The sequence below is a fragment of the Acidihalobacter aeolianus genome (assembly GCF_001753165.1).
Lineage (GTDB): Bacteria > Pseudomonadota > Gammaproteobacteria > DSM-5130 > Acidihalobacteraceae > Acidihalobacter > Acidihalobacter aeolianus.
This window is the reverse complement of sequence record NZ_CP017448.1, coordinates 554,952-572,344: the sequence shown is the minus strand read 5'-3', so window position 1 is coordinate 572,344 and position 17,393 is coordinate 554,952. Positions and strand designations below refer to the sequence as shown.

17 protein-coding genes are annotated in these 17,393 nt (G+C 67.0%); 11 read left to right on the top strand and 6 right to left on the bottom strand.

What is annotated here, in order from left to right; all coding sequences use genetic code 11:
- Positions 1-14 precede the first annotated feature (14 nt).
- The 9 genes from BJI67_RS02630 to BJI67_RS02590 all read left to right on the top strand — a co-directional run bounded on the left by BJI67_RS02630 (position 15) and on the right by BJI67_RS02590 (position 7,703).
- Entirely contained in the window at positions 15-593 is a 579-nt protein-coding gene (locus BJI67_RS02630) for an ureidoglycolate lyase (RefSeq protein WP_070071704.1), read from the top strand.
- A 14-nt stretch (positions 594-607) separates the two neighbouring features.
- A complete protein-coding gene (gene atzD / locus BJI67_RS02625) occupies positions 608-1,708 on the top strand; it encodes a cyanuric acid amidohydrolase (RefSeq protein WP_070071703.1) in 1,101 nt (366 codons plus the stop codon).
- A complete protein-coding gene (locus tag BJI67_RS02620) occupies positions 1,705-2,646 on the top strand; it encodes an XdhC family protein (protein WP_197513261.1) in 942 nt (313 codons plus the stop codon). Before atzD ends, BJI67_RS02620 begins: the two co-directional genes overlap by 4 nt.
- Positions 2,643-3,344, top strand: coding sequence for a cysteine hydrolase family protein (locus tag BJI67_RS02615; protein WP_070071702.1), 702 nt, complete (start codon positions 2,643-2,645; stop codon positions 3,342-3,344). The genes BJI67_RS02620 and BJI67_RS02615 overlap by 4 nt, the downstream gene beginning before the upstream one ends.
- The gene (locus BJI67_RS02610) at positions 3,341-3,532 is read left to right on the top strand and encodes a DUF4089 domain-containing protein (RefSeq protein WP_070071701.1); all 192 of its coding nucleotides are present in this window, start codon (positions 3,341-3,343) and stop codon (positions 3,530-3,532) included. Before BJI67_RS02615 ends, BJI67_RS02610 begins: the two co-directional genes overlap by 4 nt.
- Complete coding sequence (locus tag BJI67_RS02605) at positions 3,529-4,926, top strand: AtzE family amidohydrolase (protein ID WP_083250576.1); 1,398 nt, start codon at positions 3,529-3,531, stop codon at positions 4,924-4,926. The genes BJI67_RS02610 and BJI67_RS02605 overlap by 4 nt, the downstream gene beginning before the upstream one ends.
- Positions 4,927-4,929: 3 nt before the next feature.
- Complete coding sequence (gene hpxZ, locus BJI67_RS02600) at positions 4,930-5,310, top strand: oxalurate catabolism protein HpxZ (RefSeq protein ID WP_070071699.1); 381 nt, start codon at positions 4,930-4,932, stop codon at positions 5,308-5,310.
- Positions 5,311-5,317: 7 nt separating this feature from the next.
- On the top strand, positions 5,318-5,995 hold the full coding sequence (locus BJI67_RS02595; protein WP_070071698.1) for a nucleotidyltransferase family protein: 678 nt from the start codon (positions 5,318-5,320) through the stop codon (positions 5,993-5,995).
- Between the two features lie 91 nt (positions 5,996-6,086).
- Positions 6,087-7,703, top strand: coding sequence for an NAD(P)/FAD-dependent oxidoreductase (locus tag BJI67_RS02590; protein ID WP_070071697.1), 1,617 nt, complete (start codon positions 6,087-6,089; stop codon positions 7,701-7,703).
- A gap of 154 nt (positions 7,704-7,857) precedes the next feature.
- Here BJI67_RS02590 and BJI67_RS02585 read toward each other — a convergent pair whose 3' ends face one another.
- The 6 genes from BJI67_RS02585 to BJI67_RS02560 form a co-directional block, all read right to left on the bottom strand.
- Positions 7,858-10,980: an efflux RND transporter permease subunit gene (locus BJI67_RS02585; protein ID WP_070071696.1), complete on the bottom strand. Its 3,123-nt coding sequence runs from the start codon at positions 10,978-10,980 to the stop codon at positions 7,858-7,860.
- Positions 10,981-10,993: 13 nt separating this feature from the next.
- Complete coding sequence (locus BJI67_RS02580; RefSeq protein WP_070071695.1) at positions 10,994-12,085, bottom strand: efflux RND transporter periplasmic adaptor subunit; 1,092 nt, start codon at positions 12,083-12,085, stop codon at positions 10,994-10,996.
- Between the two features lie 67 nt (positions 12,086-12,152).
- Positions 12,153-13,670: an efflux transporter outer membrane subunit gene (locus tag BJI67_RS02575; protein WP_197513259.1), complete on the bottom strand. Its 1,518-nt coding sequence runs from the start codon at positions 13,668-13,670 to the stop codon at positions 12,153-12,155.
- Between the two features lie 275 nt (positions 13,671-13,945).
- Complete coding sequence (locus BJI67_RS02570) at positions 13,946-14,782, bottom strand: energy transducer TonB (protein ID WP_070071694.1); 837 nt, start codon at positions 14,780-14,782, stop codon at positions 13,946-13,948.
- Positions 14,779-15,183 carry an ExbD/TolR family protein gene (locus tag BJI67_RS02565; RefSeq protein WP_070071693.1) on the bottom strand — a complete coding sequence of 135 codons (405 nt, stop codon included), beginning with the start codon at positions 15,181-15,183 and terminating at the stop codon, positions 14,779-14,781. Before BJI67_RS02565 ends, BJI67_RS02570 begins: the two co-directional genes overlap by 4 nt.
- On the bottom strand, positions 15,170-15,823 hold the full coding sequence (locus BJI67_RS02560; RefSeq protein WP_070071692.1) for a MotA/TolQ/ExbB proton channel family protein: 654 nt from the start codon (positions 15,821-15,823) through the stop codon (positions 15,170-15,172). Before BJI67_RS02560 ends, BJI67_RS02565 begins: the two co-directional genes overlap by 14 nt.
- A gap of 261 nt (positions 15,824-16,084) precedes the next feature.
- Here BJI67_RS02560 and BJI67_RS02555 point away from each other — a divergent pair, with 261 nt between their 5' ends.
- Positions 16,085-16,597, top strand: coding sequence for an asparaginase domain-containing protein (locus BJI67_RS02555; RefSeq protein WP_070073903.1), 513 nt, complete (start codon positions 16,085-16,087; stop codon positions 16,595-16,597).
- A complete protein-coding gene (locus BJI67_RS02550; RefSeq protein WP_070071691.1) occupies positions 16,597-17,388 on the top strand; it encodes an MOSC domain-containing protein in 792 nt (263 codons plus the stop codon). Before BJI67_RS02555 ends, BJI67_RS02550 begins: the two co-directional genes overlap by 1 nt.
- Positions 17,389-17,393 lie beyond the last annotated feature (5 nt).

Sequence of the window (17,393 nt, the reverse complement as noted above, 5' to 3'; positions counted from 1 at the left end):
GGAGGATTCCCGTCATGTCGTCGCAAACCGCCGCACAACGCTACGTCGACGTCCCGCTGGTGGACGCCACGCCCGAGAACACCGCCGAATACGGCCTGATGATCGGCGACAGCGTGCTCAAGCCCGGCCTGCCCATCCCCTTCTACAAGGGCAGCGTGGAAGAGGGCCAGAACCTCGATTTCGTCTATCACGAGCGCGCCGTGGTGCGCACCGCGCGCATCTCCCATCGCAGCGCGGAAATCACCTGGCTGGAACGCCACCTGCGCATGACCCAGCTGTTCGTGGGCCTGGGCGACCAGCCCTTCGCGATGGTTCTCGGCAAGCCGAACCAGGACACCGGCGCCAGTCGGCCGGTGCTGGAGGACGTGGTCGCGTTCCGCATTCCGCCCGGCCACGGCATCATGATCCACGCCGGGACCTGGCACGATTTCCCGATGGCCTTCGAGAACCCGGTGACGGTGCTGACGATGAATTCCGAGGAAGTGGTCAAGGCCCTCGCCGAGGCCAAGACCGCCGACGACATGGACGCCGGCGACGTCTACAAGATCAACATCGAACGTCACACGGGCCGCGTCCTGCGGGTGCCGTTCTAGACCGGGACGCACGCATGCGGATCATCGCCCACCGTGTGGCCACCGCCGGCCCCGGCGACGTCTCGGGCCTCGCCGCCCTGCTCGACGCCGGCGAACTGCGCGCGGATGAAATCCTCGCCGTGATCGGCAAGACCGAGGGCAACGGCGGGGTCAACGACTTCACCCGCGAACTGGCCACGCGGGCGCTGGGCGACCTGCTCGCGCCGCGCCTCGAATGCGCGCCGGAGGCCATCGAGGAGCGCATCGTGCTGTCCTTCTCAGGCGGCACCGAGGGCGTCGTGAGTCCGCACCTGCTGATCCTCTCGCGGCGCGGGGCGGCCCTGGCGGCACCGCGGACGCCCAAGCGCCTCGCCATCGCCACCGGCCATACCCGCGCCCTCGAACCCCGCGAGATCGGCTATCGGCCGATGATGGAAGAGACCGCGCGCGTGGTCCGCGAGCTGATGCGCGAACTCGCCGTCGACGACCCTTCCGACGTGCATCTGGTACAGATCAAGGGCGCCATTCCTGGCTACGACGAGACCCAGCGGGTCCCCGCCGAGGCCGAGGGCCGGCCGCTGCGCTGCGACATGGTCGGCTCGCGCGCCGCCTCCGCGCTCGGGGTGGGCATCGCCCTGGGCGAGATCGATGACGCCGCGGCCGGGGATGACGCCGTGTGCCGCGACTGGTCGCTGTTCTCCACCCGCGCCAGCGTCTCGGCCAAGCCTGGGCTGCCCCGCTCCGAAATCACCCTGTTCGCCAACTCGGCGTGGTGGGACGGCGATCTCGTCATCGAGCATGGCGTGATGCGCGACATCATCGACCTCGACGCGATCCGCGACGTGCTCGCCCGCCTCGGCCTGACGGCACCCGGTCAGCTCGCCCCGGAACAGACCGCGCGCCTGGTCGGCATCTTCGCCAAATCCGACGCCGACCCGCGCCACCGGATTCGCGGCCGCCGCCACACCATGTGGACCGACGCCGACATCTCCGACATGCGCTATTCGCGCTGCGTGGTGTCCGCCCTGCTTGCCGGCGTCACCGGCGAGACCGCCGTATACGTCTCCACCCGCGCCGAGCATCACGGACCGCTCGGCGGCGGGCCGGTGGCGATGATCGCGAGAGTCGACGCATGAGCGCCTCGCTGCATCCCGCCGCCGCCCCCGAACGGCCGCTGGCCGAGGCGCTGATCACCGAGGTGCGCGGTTCCGCGCCCGCGGCGGTCGGCGACGGGATGTGCCTGCTCGCGGACGGACGCTTCTCCGGCACGGTCGGCGGCGGACGCATGGAACACGCGCTGCAGGCCGCGCTGCGGGCCGATCCGCAGGTCGCCCGCGGTATCGACTTCACCCTGGGACACGGCACTGACCAGTGCTGCGGCGGGCACGCGCAGGCGCACATCGTGCCCGTGCCGCCGCTGCTCGCCGCCCTGTACGCGCCGGGCGCCTCGCGCGTCTACGCGGTCGCCGACGGTCGTCTGCATCTGGCGGGCGGCATCACCGCCGAGGGGCGCGCGCTCGGCAGCGAGACCCGCGCCGCACTCGCCGGCGCGGACGCGCCCGGCTACCTCGCCGACGGCAGCCGGTTCGTGCTGCCCGCACGCCGGCGCACGCCCCTGTGGCTGTTCGGCGCCGGCCACGTGGGACGCGCGGTGGCGCGCATCGCCGCCGACCTCGACTACGCGGTGCGCGTGTTCGACGCCCGCCCCGAATGGGCCGACCCGCTGGCCTTCCCGCCGGCGGCGCGGGTCAGCCTCACGATCGATCCCGCCGCCCTGCCCGAGCCGCCGGCCGACGCGGTGGTGCTGATCATGACGCACAGCCACACCCTGGACTTCGAAGTGCTCGCCCATTTCGCCGCCCGGCCGCTCGCCTACCTCGGCGTCATCGCCAGCCGCTCCAAGGCGGCCCGTTTCCGCCACGCGCTCGAACGCGAGGGCCTCGCGCCGCGCGACCTGCACATGCCCATCGGCCTGCCCGGCCTCGGCAAGCGACCGGCCGAGATCGCGGTCAGCGTCATGGCCGAGCTGCTCGCCCTGCGCACCGCCGCCGCGGAGGACATTGCGCGGCCATGAGCTTCGAAATCGACGCCCGTCCCTTTGCCTACCGCTGTCGGGCGGACAGCACTGCGCTGCTGCTGATCGATCTGCAGCGCGACTTCGTCGAGCCCGGCGGCTTCGGCGCCAGCCTGGGCAACGACGTCTCGCGCCTGCGGCCCGCGATCGAGGCCTGCCGCCGCCTGCTGGAGACCTTCCGCGCGCTCGGCCTGCCCGTGCTGCACACCCGCGAGGCGCACCGCCCGGACCTTGCCGATTGTCCGCCCGCCAAGCGGCTGCGCGGCGAACCGCCGCTGCGCATCGGCGACGCGGGGCCGATGGGGCGCCTGCTCGTCGCCGGCGAGACGGGCACCGAGATCGTGCCCGAGTGCCGTCCGCTGCCGGGCGAGACCGTGATCGACAAGCCCGGCAAGGGCGCGTTCTACGCCACCGATTTCGGCGCGCACCTGGAGCGCCTCGGCATCACCCATCTGGTGGTCGGCGGCGTCACCACCGAGGTCTGCGTGCAGAGCACTCTGCGCGAGGCCAACGACCGCGGCTACGAATGCCTGCTGGTCGAAGAGGCCACCGAAAGCTATTTCCCCGAATTCAAGCGCGCCACCCTCGAAATGGTGCGTGCGCAGGGGGCCATCGTCGGCTGGACCGCAGCACTCGCCGACGTGCTCCGCGCGTTCGCTTCCCATCCTGTCTCGCCCGTTATACGGAGTTCGCCATGACCCTCAAATCCTCCGCCGAAATCGAGGCCTACGTCGACCAGGCCGCCGCGCTCGTCGATCTGCCGATCGATCCCGCCTACCGCGAGATGGTGCTGACCTACTTCGCGCTCAGCGCGCGCATGGCTGAGGCGCTCTACGCCCAGCCCCTGCCGATGACCGAAGAACCCGCCCCGGTATTCGAGCCGTGAGCGGCGTACCGGAATCCGCAGCCGCCATCGCCGCCGCGATTCGCGAGGGCCGGACCAGCGCGCGTGAGGTGCTGGAACAGACGCTGCGCCGGATCTCGCGCCTCGACACCCAGCTCAACGCCTTCACCCTGGTCACCTCGAAGCGCGCGGTGGCCGAGGCCGAGGCGGTGGACGCGGCGCGCGCGCGCGGCGAGACCCTGGGCCCGCTGGCGGGCGTGCCCTACGCGGTCAAGAACCTGTTCGACATCGCCGGCGAAGTGACCCTGGCCGGCTCCAAGATCAACCGCGACGATCCGCCGGCCACCCGCGACGCCACCGTCATCGAACGTCTGCACCGTGCCGGGGCAATCCTGCTCGGCGCACTGAACATGGGCGAGTACGCCTACGACTTCACCGGCGAGAACGCACATGTCGGCCCGTCGCACAATCCGCACGACCCCGCGCACATGACCGGCGGCTCCAGCGGCGGCAGCGGCGCGGCGGTCGGCGGCGCCCTGGTGCCGCTCGCCCTGGGCTCGGACACCAACGGCTCGATCCGCGTGCCGTCGTCGCTGTGCGGCATCTTCGGCCTGAAGCCCACCTTCGGACGCATGTCGCGAGCCGGCTGCTACCCCTTCTGCCCGAGCCTGGATCACGTCGGGCCGCTGGCGCGCAGCGTCACCGACCTCGCGCTCGCGTTCGACGCGATGCAGGGCCCGGACACGCGCGACCCGGTGTGCCATGCGGACGCCGCGGAGCCGATCGCCGGGCGCCTGGAGGGCGAGATCGACGATCTGCGCGTCGCGGTGCTCGGCGGCTACTTCCGCCAGCAGGGCAGCGAACAGGCCATCGAAGCGGTGGATCGCGTGGCCCGCACCCTGGGCGCCCGCCACCTGGTCGAACTGCCGGAAACCCCGCGCGCACGCGCCGCGGCCTACCTGATCACCAATGCCGAGAGCAGCAACCTGCACCTGGAGCGCCTGCGCACGCGCGCCGCGGACTACGATCCCGACGTGCGCGACCGCATGCTCGCCGGCGCCCTGCTGCCAGCCACCTGGACGCTGCAGGCGCAGCGTTTCCGCAGCTGGTATCGCCGCGAAGTGGACCGCGTGTTCGAGCGTTACGACGTCCTCCTCGCGCCGGCCACGCCGATGCACGCACCGCCCATCGGCCAGCGCCACATGACTCTCGACGGCCAGGAAATGATGGTGCGCCCGCATCTCGGCCTGTACACCCAGCCGCTCTCGTTCGTCGGCCTGCCGGTGGTGGTGGTGCCGGTGCACACGCCGGGCACGCTGCCCATCGGCGTGCAGGTCGTGGCCGCGCCCTGGCGCGAGGCCGACGCACTGCGTGTCGCCGCCTGGCTGGAACGTCACGGTTTCGAGGCGCCTCTGCCCGCTGCGCACAAGGAGTAAGCCATGCAGCCCATCAATCTGCCTGCCGTGGTGGCCGAGGTCGAGGCCGCCTTCGCGCGCTACGAAGCCGCCCTGGTCGGCAACGACGTCGCCGTGCTCGACGAACTGTTCTGGGACAGCCCGCACACGCTGCGCTACGGCGTCGGCGAGAACCTCTACGGCTACGCGGCTATCGCCGCCTTCCGCGCCTCGCGGCCGGCGCAGAACCTGGCCCGCGAACTGGTCAACACCGTGATCACCACCTACGGCGAGGACTTCGCCACCGCGAACACCGAGTTCCGCCGCGGCGAGGTGCAGGGGCGCCAGAGCCAGACCTGGATGCGCACACCCGAGGGCTGGCGCGTGGTCGCCGCCCACGTCAGCCTGCTACCTCGCGCAGGCTAAGGCACGCATGCCGACGGCGATCCTGCTCGCCGGCGGCCGGTCGAGCCGCTCCGGCCGCCGTCACAAGGCCTGCCGCCGCCTGCCCGGCGGCGTCATCTGGCTGGACCGCCAGATCGACGCGCTGCGCGCCGCCGGCTGCGGCGAGGTACGCCTGGTGCTGGGCGCAAGACCGCGGCGCGTGCTCGCCTGCCTGCATCGCCGCGTTTCCCTGCGCCTGAACCGACGCCACGCCCTCGGACCCTTCGTCTCGCTGCAGACCGGACTCGCCCCGCTACGCGACGATGTGCTCATCCTGCCCATCGACGTGCCCGCCCGGCCGCCCCGGCTGCTGAATGCATTGATCCGAGCGCTGCAACCCGGCATCGCGGTCGCCGCACCCCGGCACAAGGGCCACGGTGGTCATCCAGTTCTGCTGGCCAGGGATTTCGCCGAAACACTGATGCACCTGAACCCGACGGCGCCCGACGCGCGCCTCGACCTGCAGTTGCGTGCCCTGCCACCCGACCGGCGGGCCTGGATCAAAGGCAACCGTGAGGTACTGGAGGACCTGAATACGGCTATGGCCTGGCGGAACTATCGTGGCGGGGACGGCATTGAATTGAATTTAAGGAGGAAGAAGCGGAATGTGCGCCTGACGCCACGGCACCAAGCCCGGCCCTCCGACATTCTCCATCCCTCACCATGAGAGCGCATGAGGCTAGTGACACGCCTTCCAGTATCCCCGGCCGGGACATGCCGGTAAACTTCGCGCACCTTCTCCGCGGCGCCCCGATGCCATGCTGCGACTGACTGAAATCAGACTCCCCCTAGACCACGCCGAAGCAGCCCTCCAGCAGGCCATCGCCACTCGGCTCGGGATCGCCGCGGATGCGGTGGTGGACTGCACGATCTTCCGTCGCGGTATCGATGCCCGTAAGCATGCGCGCATTCTTTTCGTCTACACCGTGGATGTTGTGCTGCGCGACGAGGCAGCCGTGCTCGCGCGTGTTGCGGACGATCCGCATGTCGGGCTGGCGCCGGATACGACCTATCGCTTCGTCACCCACGCCACCGCCGATCTGCCAACTCGCCCGGTCGTGATCGGTATGGGGCCGTGCGGGTTGTTCGCCGGGTTGATCCTGGCGCAGATGGGTTTTTGTCCGATCATCCTGGAACGCGGCAAGCCCGTGCGCGAGCGCACGCGAGACACCTTCGGACTTTGGCGGCAAGGTGTACTTGATCCGGAATCCAACGTGCAGTTCGGCGAAGGCGGCGCCGGTACGTTCTCCGACGGCAAACTGCACAGCCAGATCAAGGACCCGAAGCATTACGGACGCAAGGTGCTGACGGAATTCGTCAAGGCCGGCGCGCCGACGGAAATCCTTTATGTAAGCAAACCGCATATCGGCACCTTCCGGCTGGTCAGCATGATCGAGAAGATGCGCGCCACCATCGAGTCGCTGGGCGGCGAGATCCGTTTTGGGCACAAGGTCGACGATCTGCTCATCGAGAATGGACAATTGCGCGGCGTACACTTGGCGAATGGTGACCACCTGCGCAGTGATCATGTCGTTCTCGCGGTAGGCCACAGCGCGCGCGACACCTTCCAGATGCTGCACACACGTGGCGTACACCTGGAGGCGAAGCCGTTTTCCGCCGGCTTCCGCATCGAACATCCACAATCGTTGATCGATGCGTGTCGGCTCGGCCCAAATGCCGGCCATCCGGCGCTGGGCGCAGCCGATTACAAATTGGCTTACCACGCCAGCAACGGACGTTCGGTGTATAGCTTCTGCATGTGTCCGGGCGGCACGGTGGTCGCGGCGACCTCGGAACCGGAACGCGTCGTCACCAACGGGATGAGTCAGTATTCCCGCAACGAGCGCAATGCCAACAGCGGCATCGTGGTGGGCATCAGCCCGGCGGATTACCCTGGAGACGCGCTGGCCGGCATCGCATTTCAGCGTCAGTGGGAGAGTCGTGCGTATGAGCTCGGCGGGCGCAACTACCATGCACCGGCCCAAATGGTCGGCGATTTTCTGGCCGGCGTCGCGTCGACCGGGCTTGGTACCGTCATCCCCTCTTACACGCCGGGGGTGCGGCCGTGCGACCTATCCAGCGCCCTACCTGACTACGCCATCGAGGCGATACGCGAGGCGATCCCTGCGTTCGCCCGGCAGATCCATGGCTTCGCGCAGCACGACGCGGTGCTAACCGGTGTGGAGACACGCACCTCATCGCCCATCCGCATCCGCCGTGGCACTGATTATCAAAGCATCAACACACCAGGACTCTACCCAGCCGGCGAAGGCGCAGGTTATGCCGGCGGCATTCTCTCCGCCGCGATCGACGGCATTGAAGTGGCCGAAGCCATCGCGCTCAATATTGCACAGTCCACACGGACAGCACGGTAATCGCTGCGCGATACGCGACAGCGTGCCCACATGAAACCGAGCCCTTGGGCGGGTACACGGGGATGCGGCACTATTCCGGGTCGTGCCACGGTTGACACCAACTGCCCCACACACCCAAAAAAATGGCCGCCCGGAGGCGGCCATTTCAGTCGTTTCAGGCCGAAGCCGAGGGTTCAGGTTCGCCGCCTCCGCCTTGCTTCGCCTCCATATTGGCGAGGTACTCGTGGTGCAGATCCTTGGCCAGCAGCACGTACATGGCCGGGACCACGAACAGCGAGAACAGCGAGCCGATCGACAGGCCGGCGGCGATCACCAAACCCATGTCGAAGCGGCTAACCGCGCCGGGGCCGGTGGCTAGTAACAGTGGAACCACGCCGAACACCATGGCCGCCGTCGTCATCAGGATCGGACGGAGACGGATGCTGGAGGCCTTTTCCACCGCCTCGCGCTTGCTCAGCCCCTCGTGGCGCTGGATCTCGTTGGCGAACTGCACGATCAGGATGCCCTGCTTGGCGATCAGGCCGATCAGGGTGATGAGGCCCACCTCGGTGTAGATGTTGATCGTGGCCAGCCCCAGGCTCATGAAGATGAGCGCGCCGCTGATCGACATCGGCACCGTGACCAGCACGATCAGCGGATCGCGGAAGCTCTCGAACTGCGCCGCGAGCAGCAGGAAGATCAGCAGCACGGCCAAGGCGAAGGTCACCATCAGGCCGCCTTTCTCCTGCATGAACTGACGCGATTCACTCGCGTAGTTCACGCTGAACCCGGCCGGGAATATCTGCTTGGCCGTGGTGCGCAGGAAGCTCAGCGCCTCGCCCTGGGTCACGCCCGGACGCGGGATGGCCTGGATCGTGGCCGAGTTCTGCTGCTGGAACTGCGGCAGATACTCGGGCTGCACGCTGCGCTCGATCGAGACCACCGTCGACGCTGGCACGAGCTTGCCCGAAGCGGTCTTGAGGTAATACTGCTTGAGCAGGTTGGGATTCGCGCGGAACTTGTCAGGCACCTGCGGGATCACCTCGTAGCTGCGCCCCTGCATGTCGAAGCGGTTCACCAGGTTGCCGCCGAGCAAGGGCTGCAGATCCTCGGTGATCGCCTGCATGGTCAGTCCCAGGCTGGCGGCGATGTTGCGATGGATCTTGAGCACGATCTCGGGATTGTCGATCTTGAGATCCTTGGTCACGTACATGAACAGCCCGCTGCTGTAGGCACGCCCGATCAACTCGTTGGCCACCGTGTTGATCTTGTGGTATCCGGAACTCGACTGGATCACGAACTGCACGGGAAGACCGCCGGCGGAACCGGGCAGGGCCGGCTTCTGGAAGGCCGCGATCTGCAGCCCGGGGATGCCGCCGAGCATCTGCTGAACCTTGGGCTCGATCTGCATCGCCGTTTCGCTGCGTTGGCTCCAGGGCTTGAGCAGCATGCCGGCGAACAGGCCGTTGGTGCCGCCGCCGCCCGGCACGAAGCCGGTCACCATGAAGCTCTTGGAGAACTGCGGCAGCGAGGCGAAGTCGTGCAGGATCATCATGCCGTAGCGCTTGAGGTAGCTCGCTGTGGCCGTCGGCTGTGCCGTGCCCATAGCGAAGATCACGCCCTGATCCTCTTTCGGGGCGAGTTCCTTGGGCGTGGTCGTGAACAGGAAGTAGATACTGCTCAGGATCGCTGCGGCGAACACCAGGGTCACCGGCACGTAGTTCATGCTCCCGTGCAGCATGCGGTCATAAACACGGCGGAAGCTGTTGAAGCGCGCGTCGATGAAATGCACCAACCCGTGCTCCTTGCTATGCCGAAGCACCTTGCCGCTGAGCATCGGTGACAGCGTCAGCGCGATGATCATCGAGATCAGCACGGTCGCGACCAGAGTGAAGGCAAACTCGGAGAACAGACTGCCGGTGAAGCCGCCCATGAAGCCGATCGGCGCGAACACCGCGATCAGGGTGGTGGACATGACCACGATCGGACCACCCAACTCTCGGCCGGTCATCAGCGCGGCCTCGAACGGCGCCTTGCCCTCCTCGATATGCCGGTGCACGTTCTCGACCACGATAATTGCGTCGTCGACCACCAGACCGATGGCAAGCACGATGGCGAGCAGTGTGAGCAGGTTCACGGAGAAACCCATCAGCCACATGATGAAGCCGCCGCCGATGATCGCCAGCGGAATGGCCACCACCGGGATCGTCACGGCGCGCACCGACCCCAGCGACAGGAAGATGACCAGCACCACCACGCCCAGGGTAATGGCCACGGTCGTCAGCACCTCGTCGATGGACTTGGAGATGTAGGTAGTGGCGTCGTAGGGAATAGCCGCGTGCATGCCCGGCGGCAGCTGCGCGACGATTTCCTTGAGCTTCTGCTTGACGCCCCGCGCGACGTCCAGCGAATTCGCCGAGGGTGAGGGCTGGATACCGACGAAGGCACCGGTCTTGCCGTCGAAATAGGCGTCGGAATCGTAGTTCTCGGCACCGAGCTGGACCTTGGCCACGTCCTTGAGGCGCACCAGCGTGTTGCCGGTCTGCTTGACCACGAGATCGCGGAACTCGCCGACGTTGTGCAGGCTCGTGGTCGCGGTGATCATGGTCGCCACATTCTTGCCGTGGGTACGCCCCACCGCCGAGATGTAGTCGTTGGCGGTCAGCGCCTTGGTCACGTCCGCGGCCGTCACGCCAAGCGCCGCCATCTCGCGCGGATTGAGCCACACACGCATGGCGAAGGTGTTGCCGTTACCATGCCCCGCCGGCAGGATCTGAGCCTGACTCACACCGGCCACGGAGGCCAGCTGCGGCTGCACCACGCGCAGGAGGTAGTCGGTGATCTGCTGCTGGCTGTATTTATCGCCGTAGAAGGCGATGTACATCAGCGCCGTCGGGTCGCCGACGGTGACGTTGACGATCGGCAGCTGCGAACCGGCCGGCAGCTGATTGACCACCTGCTGCACCTTGGACTGGATGTTGGCCACCGCCGCATTGGGGCTGTAGTTCAGCTTCATGTACGCGGTGATGACGGAGGCGCTTTCCGAGCTGATCGAGGTCATGTAGTCGATGCCGGGCGCGCTCGCGATCACGCGTTCCAGGCGGGTGGTGATGAAACCCTGCACCGTACTCGGGCTGGCGCCCGGGTAGGTGGTGGTGATCGTCACCATGGAATTGGTCAGCTTGGGGTACTCGCGCACGGTCATCTGCGTATAGGCCTGCAGGCCCAACAGCAGGATGACCAGGCTGAGTGCCGTCGCAAGAACCGGCCTGCGGACGAAGATGTCGGTGAATTTCATGACGGCACCAGCCTCAGGGTTTTACCGAATTGTTGATGGAAACGGTCGCGCCATTGTGCAGCTTGACTTGTCCCGCAGTCACCACGACGTCTCCCGCCTTGAGCCCGGAAACGATCTGCACCAGTTCGCCCTGCTGCATGCCGGTATCGACCTTGCGCTGCACCGCGACCTTCTCGGTCTTGCCGCCCTGCTGCTTGTCTTCGACCACGTAGACGTAATCGCCGTACGTGTTGTAGGCGAGCGCCGTGGTCGGCACGACCACCACCGGCACCGGGTGCTTGCCGATCACGTTGACGCGCGCGAACATGCCGGGGCGCAGTTCGTCATGTGTGTTGTGGATCACCGCCTGCACGTTGAGCTGGCGGGTCGACGGATCTACCGAAGAACCCAGCGCATGCACAACCCCCTTGAACACCTTGCCGGGGAAGGCGTTGACCGTGACCTCGACCGCTGTGCCCACCTCGACCTGCGAGATCTCGCTCTGCGGCACGGTGAAGTTGACGTACAGTGGATCCCACGACTGCAGATCGACCAGCGGCGTGTTCACCGAGACGTACTGCCCGATACTGACCTGGCGCACGCCAAGATGGCCGCTGAATGGCGCGTGGATGTTCAGCTTGGCGAGCGTTGCGCGGTCGCTGGCCACGGCGGCTTCGGCACTCTTGAGCGTGGCCGCATCGGTATCGAGCTGCGCCTGGCTGGCGGCATGATGCGCAAGCAGCTTGCGGGTACGGGTCAGGTTGACCTGAGCCAGCTTCAACTGCGCGATGTCATGGTCGAGCTGCGCGCGCTGGGTGCTGTCGTCGATGGTCAGCAGCCTCTGCCCGGCGTGCACGTATTCTCCGGAGTGGAAGTCGATGTGGGTAACGTCGCCGGCGATCTGCGCCATCAGGTTGGTGCCCTGCACGGCGCTGAGCGTACCCACCGCAAAGGTCTTGGCGTGCCAGGTTTCCGCCTTCGCGGTGGCCGTGCTGACCGCGGCCGGCGGCATCTTCATATGTGCCATGAACTGGGCCATTTTGTGGGCCACGAAGGCCTTCCAGCCGAAAATGCCGCCGAACAGCACGACAAGCACGACAATGACGATGGCCAGGCGCTTCTTCATAACAGATCCCCCTCGCTCTCAGAGGTATTGACGTTCACGGGATATTGGAAATGGTTGGTTTGGGGGTTCAAGAGGCCTGCCCGCCGGCTACCGGAGACAGCGCAGCCGGCACTCCCTTGACCGGCTGATTCCACCAGCCGCCACCGAGGGCAAGCAGCAGCGCGGCGGTGTCCTGATAGCGCTGCGCCTGCGCCTTGAGGTAGGCGATCTTGGCATCGTTGTATTGCACTTCCGCGGTCAGCAGCGACAGATAGTCCGTCGCCCCGGTGCGGTACTCGTATTCGGCCAGGTCCAGCGCCTGCCGCGAGGCGTCCAGCGACGTGGTCTCCGCGGCCAGCGCATCGGCATCGTTCTGCACCGCACGCAAGGCGTTGGCCACCTGCTGGAAGGCGCCGAGCACGGTGCTGCGGTAATTGGCGAACTCGGCGTCGAACACTGCCTTCGCCTCACGCTCCTGCGCATCCAGCCGGCCACCCTCGAAGATGGGCTGGAGCAGCGATGCCGCCAGGCTCCAGACCGTACTCGCCGGGCTGAACAGGGTGCGCGTGGCGTTGCTGGCGTAGCCGAAGCTGCCGGTAAGCTGCAACGTTGGGAAGAATTCGGCGCGCGACTCGCCGACCAGCGCCGCCGCATAGCGGATCTGGCGTTCGGCGGCTTGCACGTCCGGGCGCTGCTTGACCAGCGCCGAAGGCAGGCTGACCGGGATGTGCTTGGGCAGGTGCAGCTCCTCCAGCGTAAACGGCTTGTCGTGCCATTCGCTCGGGTAGCTACCGACCAGGATCGCCATCTCGTGGCGATACACGGCGAGCTGCTGGCGCAATGGCGGCAGCAAGGTCTCGCTGCTGGCTAGCTGTGCCTGCTGGTTGATCACGTTGAGTTCGCTGACCGAGCCTGCATGGTACTGCGTGCGCGTGAGTTCGAGCAGCTTGCGCTCCTGTTGGATGATCTGTTGGGTCGCATCGATCTGCGCGCGCACCGCGGCCTCGCCGATGGCGGCGGAAACGACGTTACCGCTCAGCGTCAGACCGGCCGCCTCGAGCTGGTAGCGCTGGTATTCGACCTGCGCCTCGCTACTCTTGTAGACCAGTCGATTGACGCCGAAGATGTCCGGGTAATAGCTGACGCCCACTCCGCCGGTGAACAGGCTGTAGGTATAGGACGAGGATTTGCCGCCGCCGGTCTGCACCGAGGTCTTCGCGCGCTGGGCGCCGAGATTGGCGCTCACCTGCGGATAGAACACGCTGGCATTGATCGAGGCCACCGCCTCGGCCTGGTGCAGCTGCGCACGCGCATATTCCAGGGTCGGATTGTGCTTCATCGCCAGCGCGACCAGTGCGTCCAGGCGAGGCGAGTGATACAGCTTCCACCAGGCCTGATGCAGGTTCTTGCCGTAATCGAGCATCTGCGCGCCGCCGCCCTTGCCCGGGCTGGCTGCGGTTTCATCGGGTGCGGGAGCGGCTGTGTAACCCGCCTTGTCAGGGCTGGCCGGCAAATGTATCGGCGGCTCGAAGCTGCAAGCCGACAGGCCCACGCCCAGGGTTAGCAGCCCCAGGGATTTTAGCGTCACTCGATAGATGTCAGGCACGACTGCACTCTCGCTCCAGGAAACATACCGACCGGTCTGACTGTACCGCTTGCCGGGTACCGAGTCAAAGCCACCCGGCGTGTGGTTACTGCGTTTCGGTCGCAATGATTTGGCTGCCGGTACGGCCCGGTACGGCATCCGGTTTGGGCCTTTGCATGGCAAAGGCTCAGGGCACGCGCTGTGCTCTGATGCATGGGAATGACTCGGGCGCCGCTCTCGGAATCCATATGACCATACTAACGACGATAAGTTGCACCCATATGATTAGCATCCTACTACTCTGGGTTGAGGTTGCGATAGCCCTCGAAGCGCATGGTGATGACGAGCTTGATGCGATGGGTCTCGCGACTCATCTTGTTCGGGAACGGCGCGAACGGCGCCGACATGTGCACGATGCTCCCTGCCACCTTGTCCAGCGCGGGATTCCCCGAGGAATCGAGCAGCTTGTAGCCGACCAGTTCGCCGTGGCTGCCGATCACCACCAGCACGCGCGCGTTGCCCACCATATCGCCCGGATAGTTCATGTCGCCCACGTACTGCAGCTTGCGCAGCACCGAGGCGAGATAGAACCGCGCCACCAGGGTATGCGGATCGTGGATCTGCGGCAGCTCCGAACGGGTGATGGTCGAGGCCACCGCGGCGTTGATCGACGCGTTCAGCTTGGCCATGTTGAACGGCTTGTTCGCCGGCGTGGCGGGCTGCGGCTGCGTTTTCCCGGCCTTGCCCTGCGCGGGCTTGGCGGGCAGCGAGACGCGCGGCTCCGGCTGGCCGGCGGACTCGCTCGGCGGTTGTGCCGCGTGCGGCGCGGCGGATCGCGAGGGCGCCTTCGCCGTATGGGTCGGCGGGCTCGGTGTCGCGTGCGGGGCGGCATGCGTGGGCGGCGCCGTCGGGCGGTGCGGCGGCGTGAACATCGAGGCCTTCGAGGCGGGCAGCTCGTAGATGCGCGCATCCACCGGAGGCGGTGGCGGCTTGCTCGGCGCGGCGGCCACCAGCCAGTGGCCGATGCCGAGAATGAACAGCAGCACCAGCAGCACCGCCAGCGGCACGATCCAGAACAGGCGACGTTGCGGATCGTCCGGCGGCGTATAGCCCCAGGCGGTGTCGGCGCTCATTTTTTCTGGACCGCGATGAGGAAGTGCTCGACCCCGGCGTGACGCGCTTCCAGCATGGCGCGCACGACCACGCCCTCGCGCGCGTTCTCGTCCGCGGCCACGATCACCGAGGTGGCGTGGTGCTGCTGCAGCATCGCACGTAGCTTGGCCGTCAGGTTATCCAGGGCGACCTCCGTCTGATCGAGGTAGATCTTGTCGTCATGGGTCACCGTGAGCGTGATCGGCGCCACCGGCGCGGTTTTCTGCGCCGTGCCCTTGGGCAGGTTGACCGGCAGCGAGTGCAGGTTCTGCATCGACAGCGAGGCGAGCATGAAGGTCGCCAGCAGGAAGAACATCACGTCGATCATCGGGATGATCTCGATGCGCCCCCGCCGGGCGGCGCGCGATCTACGCAACTTCATTGGCGGCTCCGCGGGTTTCGGCGTCGAGGCGGGCACGATCCAGCAGGCGCGTGCCGATGCGCTCCATCTCGTCCAGCGTGCGCGACTGCAGGCGCGAGAAGTAGTTGTAGCCGAACAGCGCGACCACGGCGATCACCAGGCCGACGGCGGTGGCGATCAGCGCCTCGGCGACGCCCGAAGTCACGCCCTTGGGGTCGACCAGACCGTGCGCGCCGAACAGGTTGAAGGCGTGGATCATGCCGTAAATCGTGCCCAGCAGACCCAGCAGCGGTGCCGCGGTGACGATGGTCTCCAGTACCCACAACCCGCGCGACAGGGACTGTTCGATCGACTGTACCTCGTCGCTGGCGCGCGACTCCGCCCACCATGCCGGACGTTCGCGGTTCTGCAGGATCACGCGCACGAAGCGCACGAAGTGATGATGCGGATTGCTCACCGACACCTGGCGTTCGAGGTCGGTCCAGCTTTCGCCGAGGTTGTCGATCAGCCGCATCAGCGCGGACGAGGGCCGCGTGAAACGCCAGTACACGTAGGTCTTGTCCAGCAGGATGGCCACCATCAGCACGGCCAGCACCAACAAGGGATAGATCAGCGGCCCGCCGAACTGCAGCGTGTGCCAGGAAGCATAGAGGTCTTGCATGGAAGAACACCCGATTCGTCATGTGGGCGAAGGCCGCGTGCGCGATGCGCCGGCCTTCGTGGGGACTATTGTGGGATAAGCCCGCCTCCGCACGCAAAGTTCGGCCCGGCCGGGGAAGCGGGACGCTAAGAGTACCCTTGCGGCAGCCCTCGTGGAATAGCCCCGGGCGGCATTTTTGTTGGGAAATGTGACCGCGCACGTTCCCAAGCGGATGAGCATTCGGTAATGTCGGATGTCGGCTCGCGAACGGAAACCCAGCGCATGCATCTGCAGATATTCACCACCGGCGGCACCGTGGACAAGGTCTATTACGATGCCCTCTCGGACTACCGCATCGGCGATCCCGCGGCGCCCGACATCCTCGAAGAGGGACGCGTGGACTTCGCCTACGCCGTCGAGAGTCTGGTGCGCAAGGACAGCCTGGAACTGACCGACGAGGACCGCGCGCTGATCCGCGCCCGCGTCGAGGCGAGCCCGCACCGCCACATCCTTATCACCCACGGCACCGACACCATGACGCTCACCGCCGAGGTGCTGCGCGACATCCCCGGCAAGACCATCGTCTTCACCGGAGCGATGCAGCCGGCGCGCTTTCGCGACAGCGACGCCGCCTTCAACCTCGGCCTCGCGGTCGCCGCCGTGCAGTGCCTGGAACCCGGCGTCTACATCGCCATGAGCGGGCGCGTGTTCGCGGCCGGACGGGTGCGCAAGAACCGCGCGGAGGGCCGTTTCGAAGCGACCGGCGGCGAAAGCGCCGAGCAGGAAAACGCCTGATGCCGCGCGTCGAACGCCTGTACCGCTACCCGATCAAGGGCCTGAGCCCGGAACCGCTCGACGCCGTCGCCCTCGAGACCGGGCGCTGTCTGCCGCAGGACCGCCGCTTCGCCCTCGCGCGCAGCGACGCACTCTTCGACCCGGCACAGCCCGTGCACCTGTCCAAGACGAACTTCTTCATGCTGATGCGCGACGAACGGCTGGCCGAGCTGGACACCCGCTTCGACGCCGCCAGCGGACGCTTCGAGATAACGCGGCGCGGTGAACCGCTGCTCAGCGCCGATTTCGAGACGGCCGCTGGGCGGGCCGCGGTCGAAGACTTCTTCGCCGGCTTTCTCGACGGTGCGCCCGGCCTGCCCCCGCGGCTGGTCGAAGCCCCCGGCCACGCCTTCGGCGACGCCCGTCGCCGGCCCAACGCGCAGACCGGGCAATACGTCTCGCTGATCAATCTAGCCAGCATCGACGCCCTGTCCGAGCGCGTCGGCAGCACGCTCGACCCGCTGCGCTTTCGCGCCAACGTCTACTTCTCCGGTCTGCCGGCCTGGGAGGAACTCGACTGGATCGAGGGCCATCTCCGCCTCGGCGACACGCAGCTGCACGTGGTCTCGCCCATCACCCGCTGCGCTGCCACGGCGGTCAACCCGGCCACCGCACAGCGCGACGTCGACGTGCCGCGCGAACTGATGCGCCACTTCGAGCACAACTACCTGGGCATCTACGCCGAGGTCCTCGCCGGCGGGGAGATCGCGGTGGGCGACACGCTGTCTCCGACCCCGGCCGCCGCCGTCTGAACGCA

Bases quoted from the DNA above. Each gene is read 5' to 3' on its own strand.
- BJI67_RS02630 (WP_070071704.1), top strand. From the start codon at position 15: ATGTCGTCGCAAACCGCCGCACAACGCTACGTCGACGTCCCGCTGGTG.
- atzD (WP_070071703.1), top strand. From the start codon at position 608: ATGCGGATCATCGCCCACCGTGTGGCCACCGCCGGCCCCGGCGACGTC.
- BJI67_RS02620 (WP_197513261.1), top strand. From the start codon at position 1,705: ATGAGCGCCTCGCTGCATCCCGCCGCCGCCCCCGAACGGCCGCTGGCC.
- BJI67_RS02615 (WP_070071702.1), top strand. From the start codon at position 2,643: ATGAGCTTCGAAATCGACGCCCGTCCCTTTGCCTACCGCTGTCGGGCG.
- BJI67_RS02610 (WP_070071701.1), top strand. From the start codon at position 3,341: ATGACCCTCAAATCCTCCGCCGAAATCGAGGCCTACGTCGACCAGGCC.
- hpxZ (WP_070071699.1), top strand. From the start codon at position 4,930: ATGCAGCCCATCAATCTGCCTGCCGTGGTGGCCGAGGTCGAGGCCGCC.
- BJI67_RS02595 (WP_070071698.1), top strand. From the start codon at position 5,318: ATGCCGACGGCGATCCTGCTCGCCGGCGGCCGGTCGAGCCGCTCCGGC.
- BJI67_RS02590 (WP_070071697.1), top strand. From the start codon at position 6,087: ATGCTGCGACTGACTGAAATCAGACTCCCCCTAGACCACGCCGAAGCA.
- BJI67_RS02585 (WP_070071696.1), bottom strand. From the start codon at position 10,980: ATGAAATTCACCGACATCTTCGTCCGCAGGCCGGTTCTTGCGACGGCA.
- BJI67_RS02580 (WP_070071695.1), bottom strand. From the start codon at position 12,085: ATGAAGAAGCGCCTGGCCATCGTCATTGTCGTGCTTGTCGTGCTGTTC.
- BJI67_RS02570 (WP_070071694.1), bottom strand. From the start codon at position 14,782: ATGAGCGCCGACACCGCCTGGGGCTATACGCCGCCGGACGATCCGCAA.
- BJI67_RS02565 (WP_070071693.1), bottom strand. From the start codon at position 15,183: ATGAAGTTGCGTAGATCGCGCGCCGCCCGGCGGGGGCGCATCGAGATC.
- BJI67_RS02560 (WP_070071692.1), bottom strand. From the start codon at position 15,823: ATGCAAGACCTCTATGCTTCCTGGCACACGCTGCAGTTCGGCGGGCCG.
- BJI67_RS02555 (WP_070073903.1), top strand. From the start codon at position 16,085: ATGCATCTGCAGATATTCACCACCGGCGGCACCGTGGACAAGGTCTAT.
- BJI67_RS02550 (WP_070071691.1), top strand. From the start codon at position 16,597: ATGCCGCGCGTCGAACGCCTGTACCGCTACCCGATCAAGGGCCTGAGC.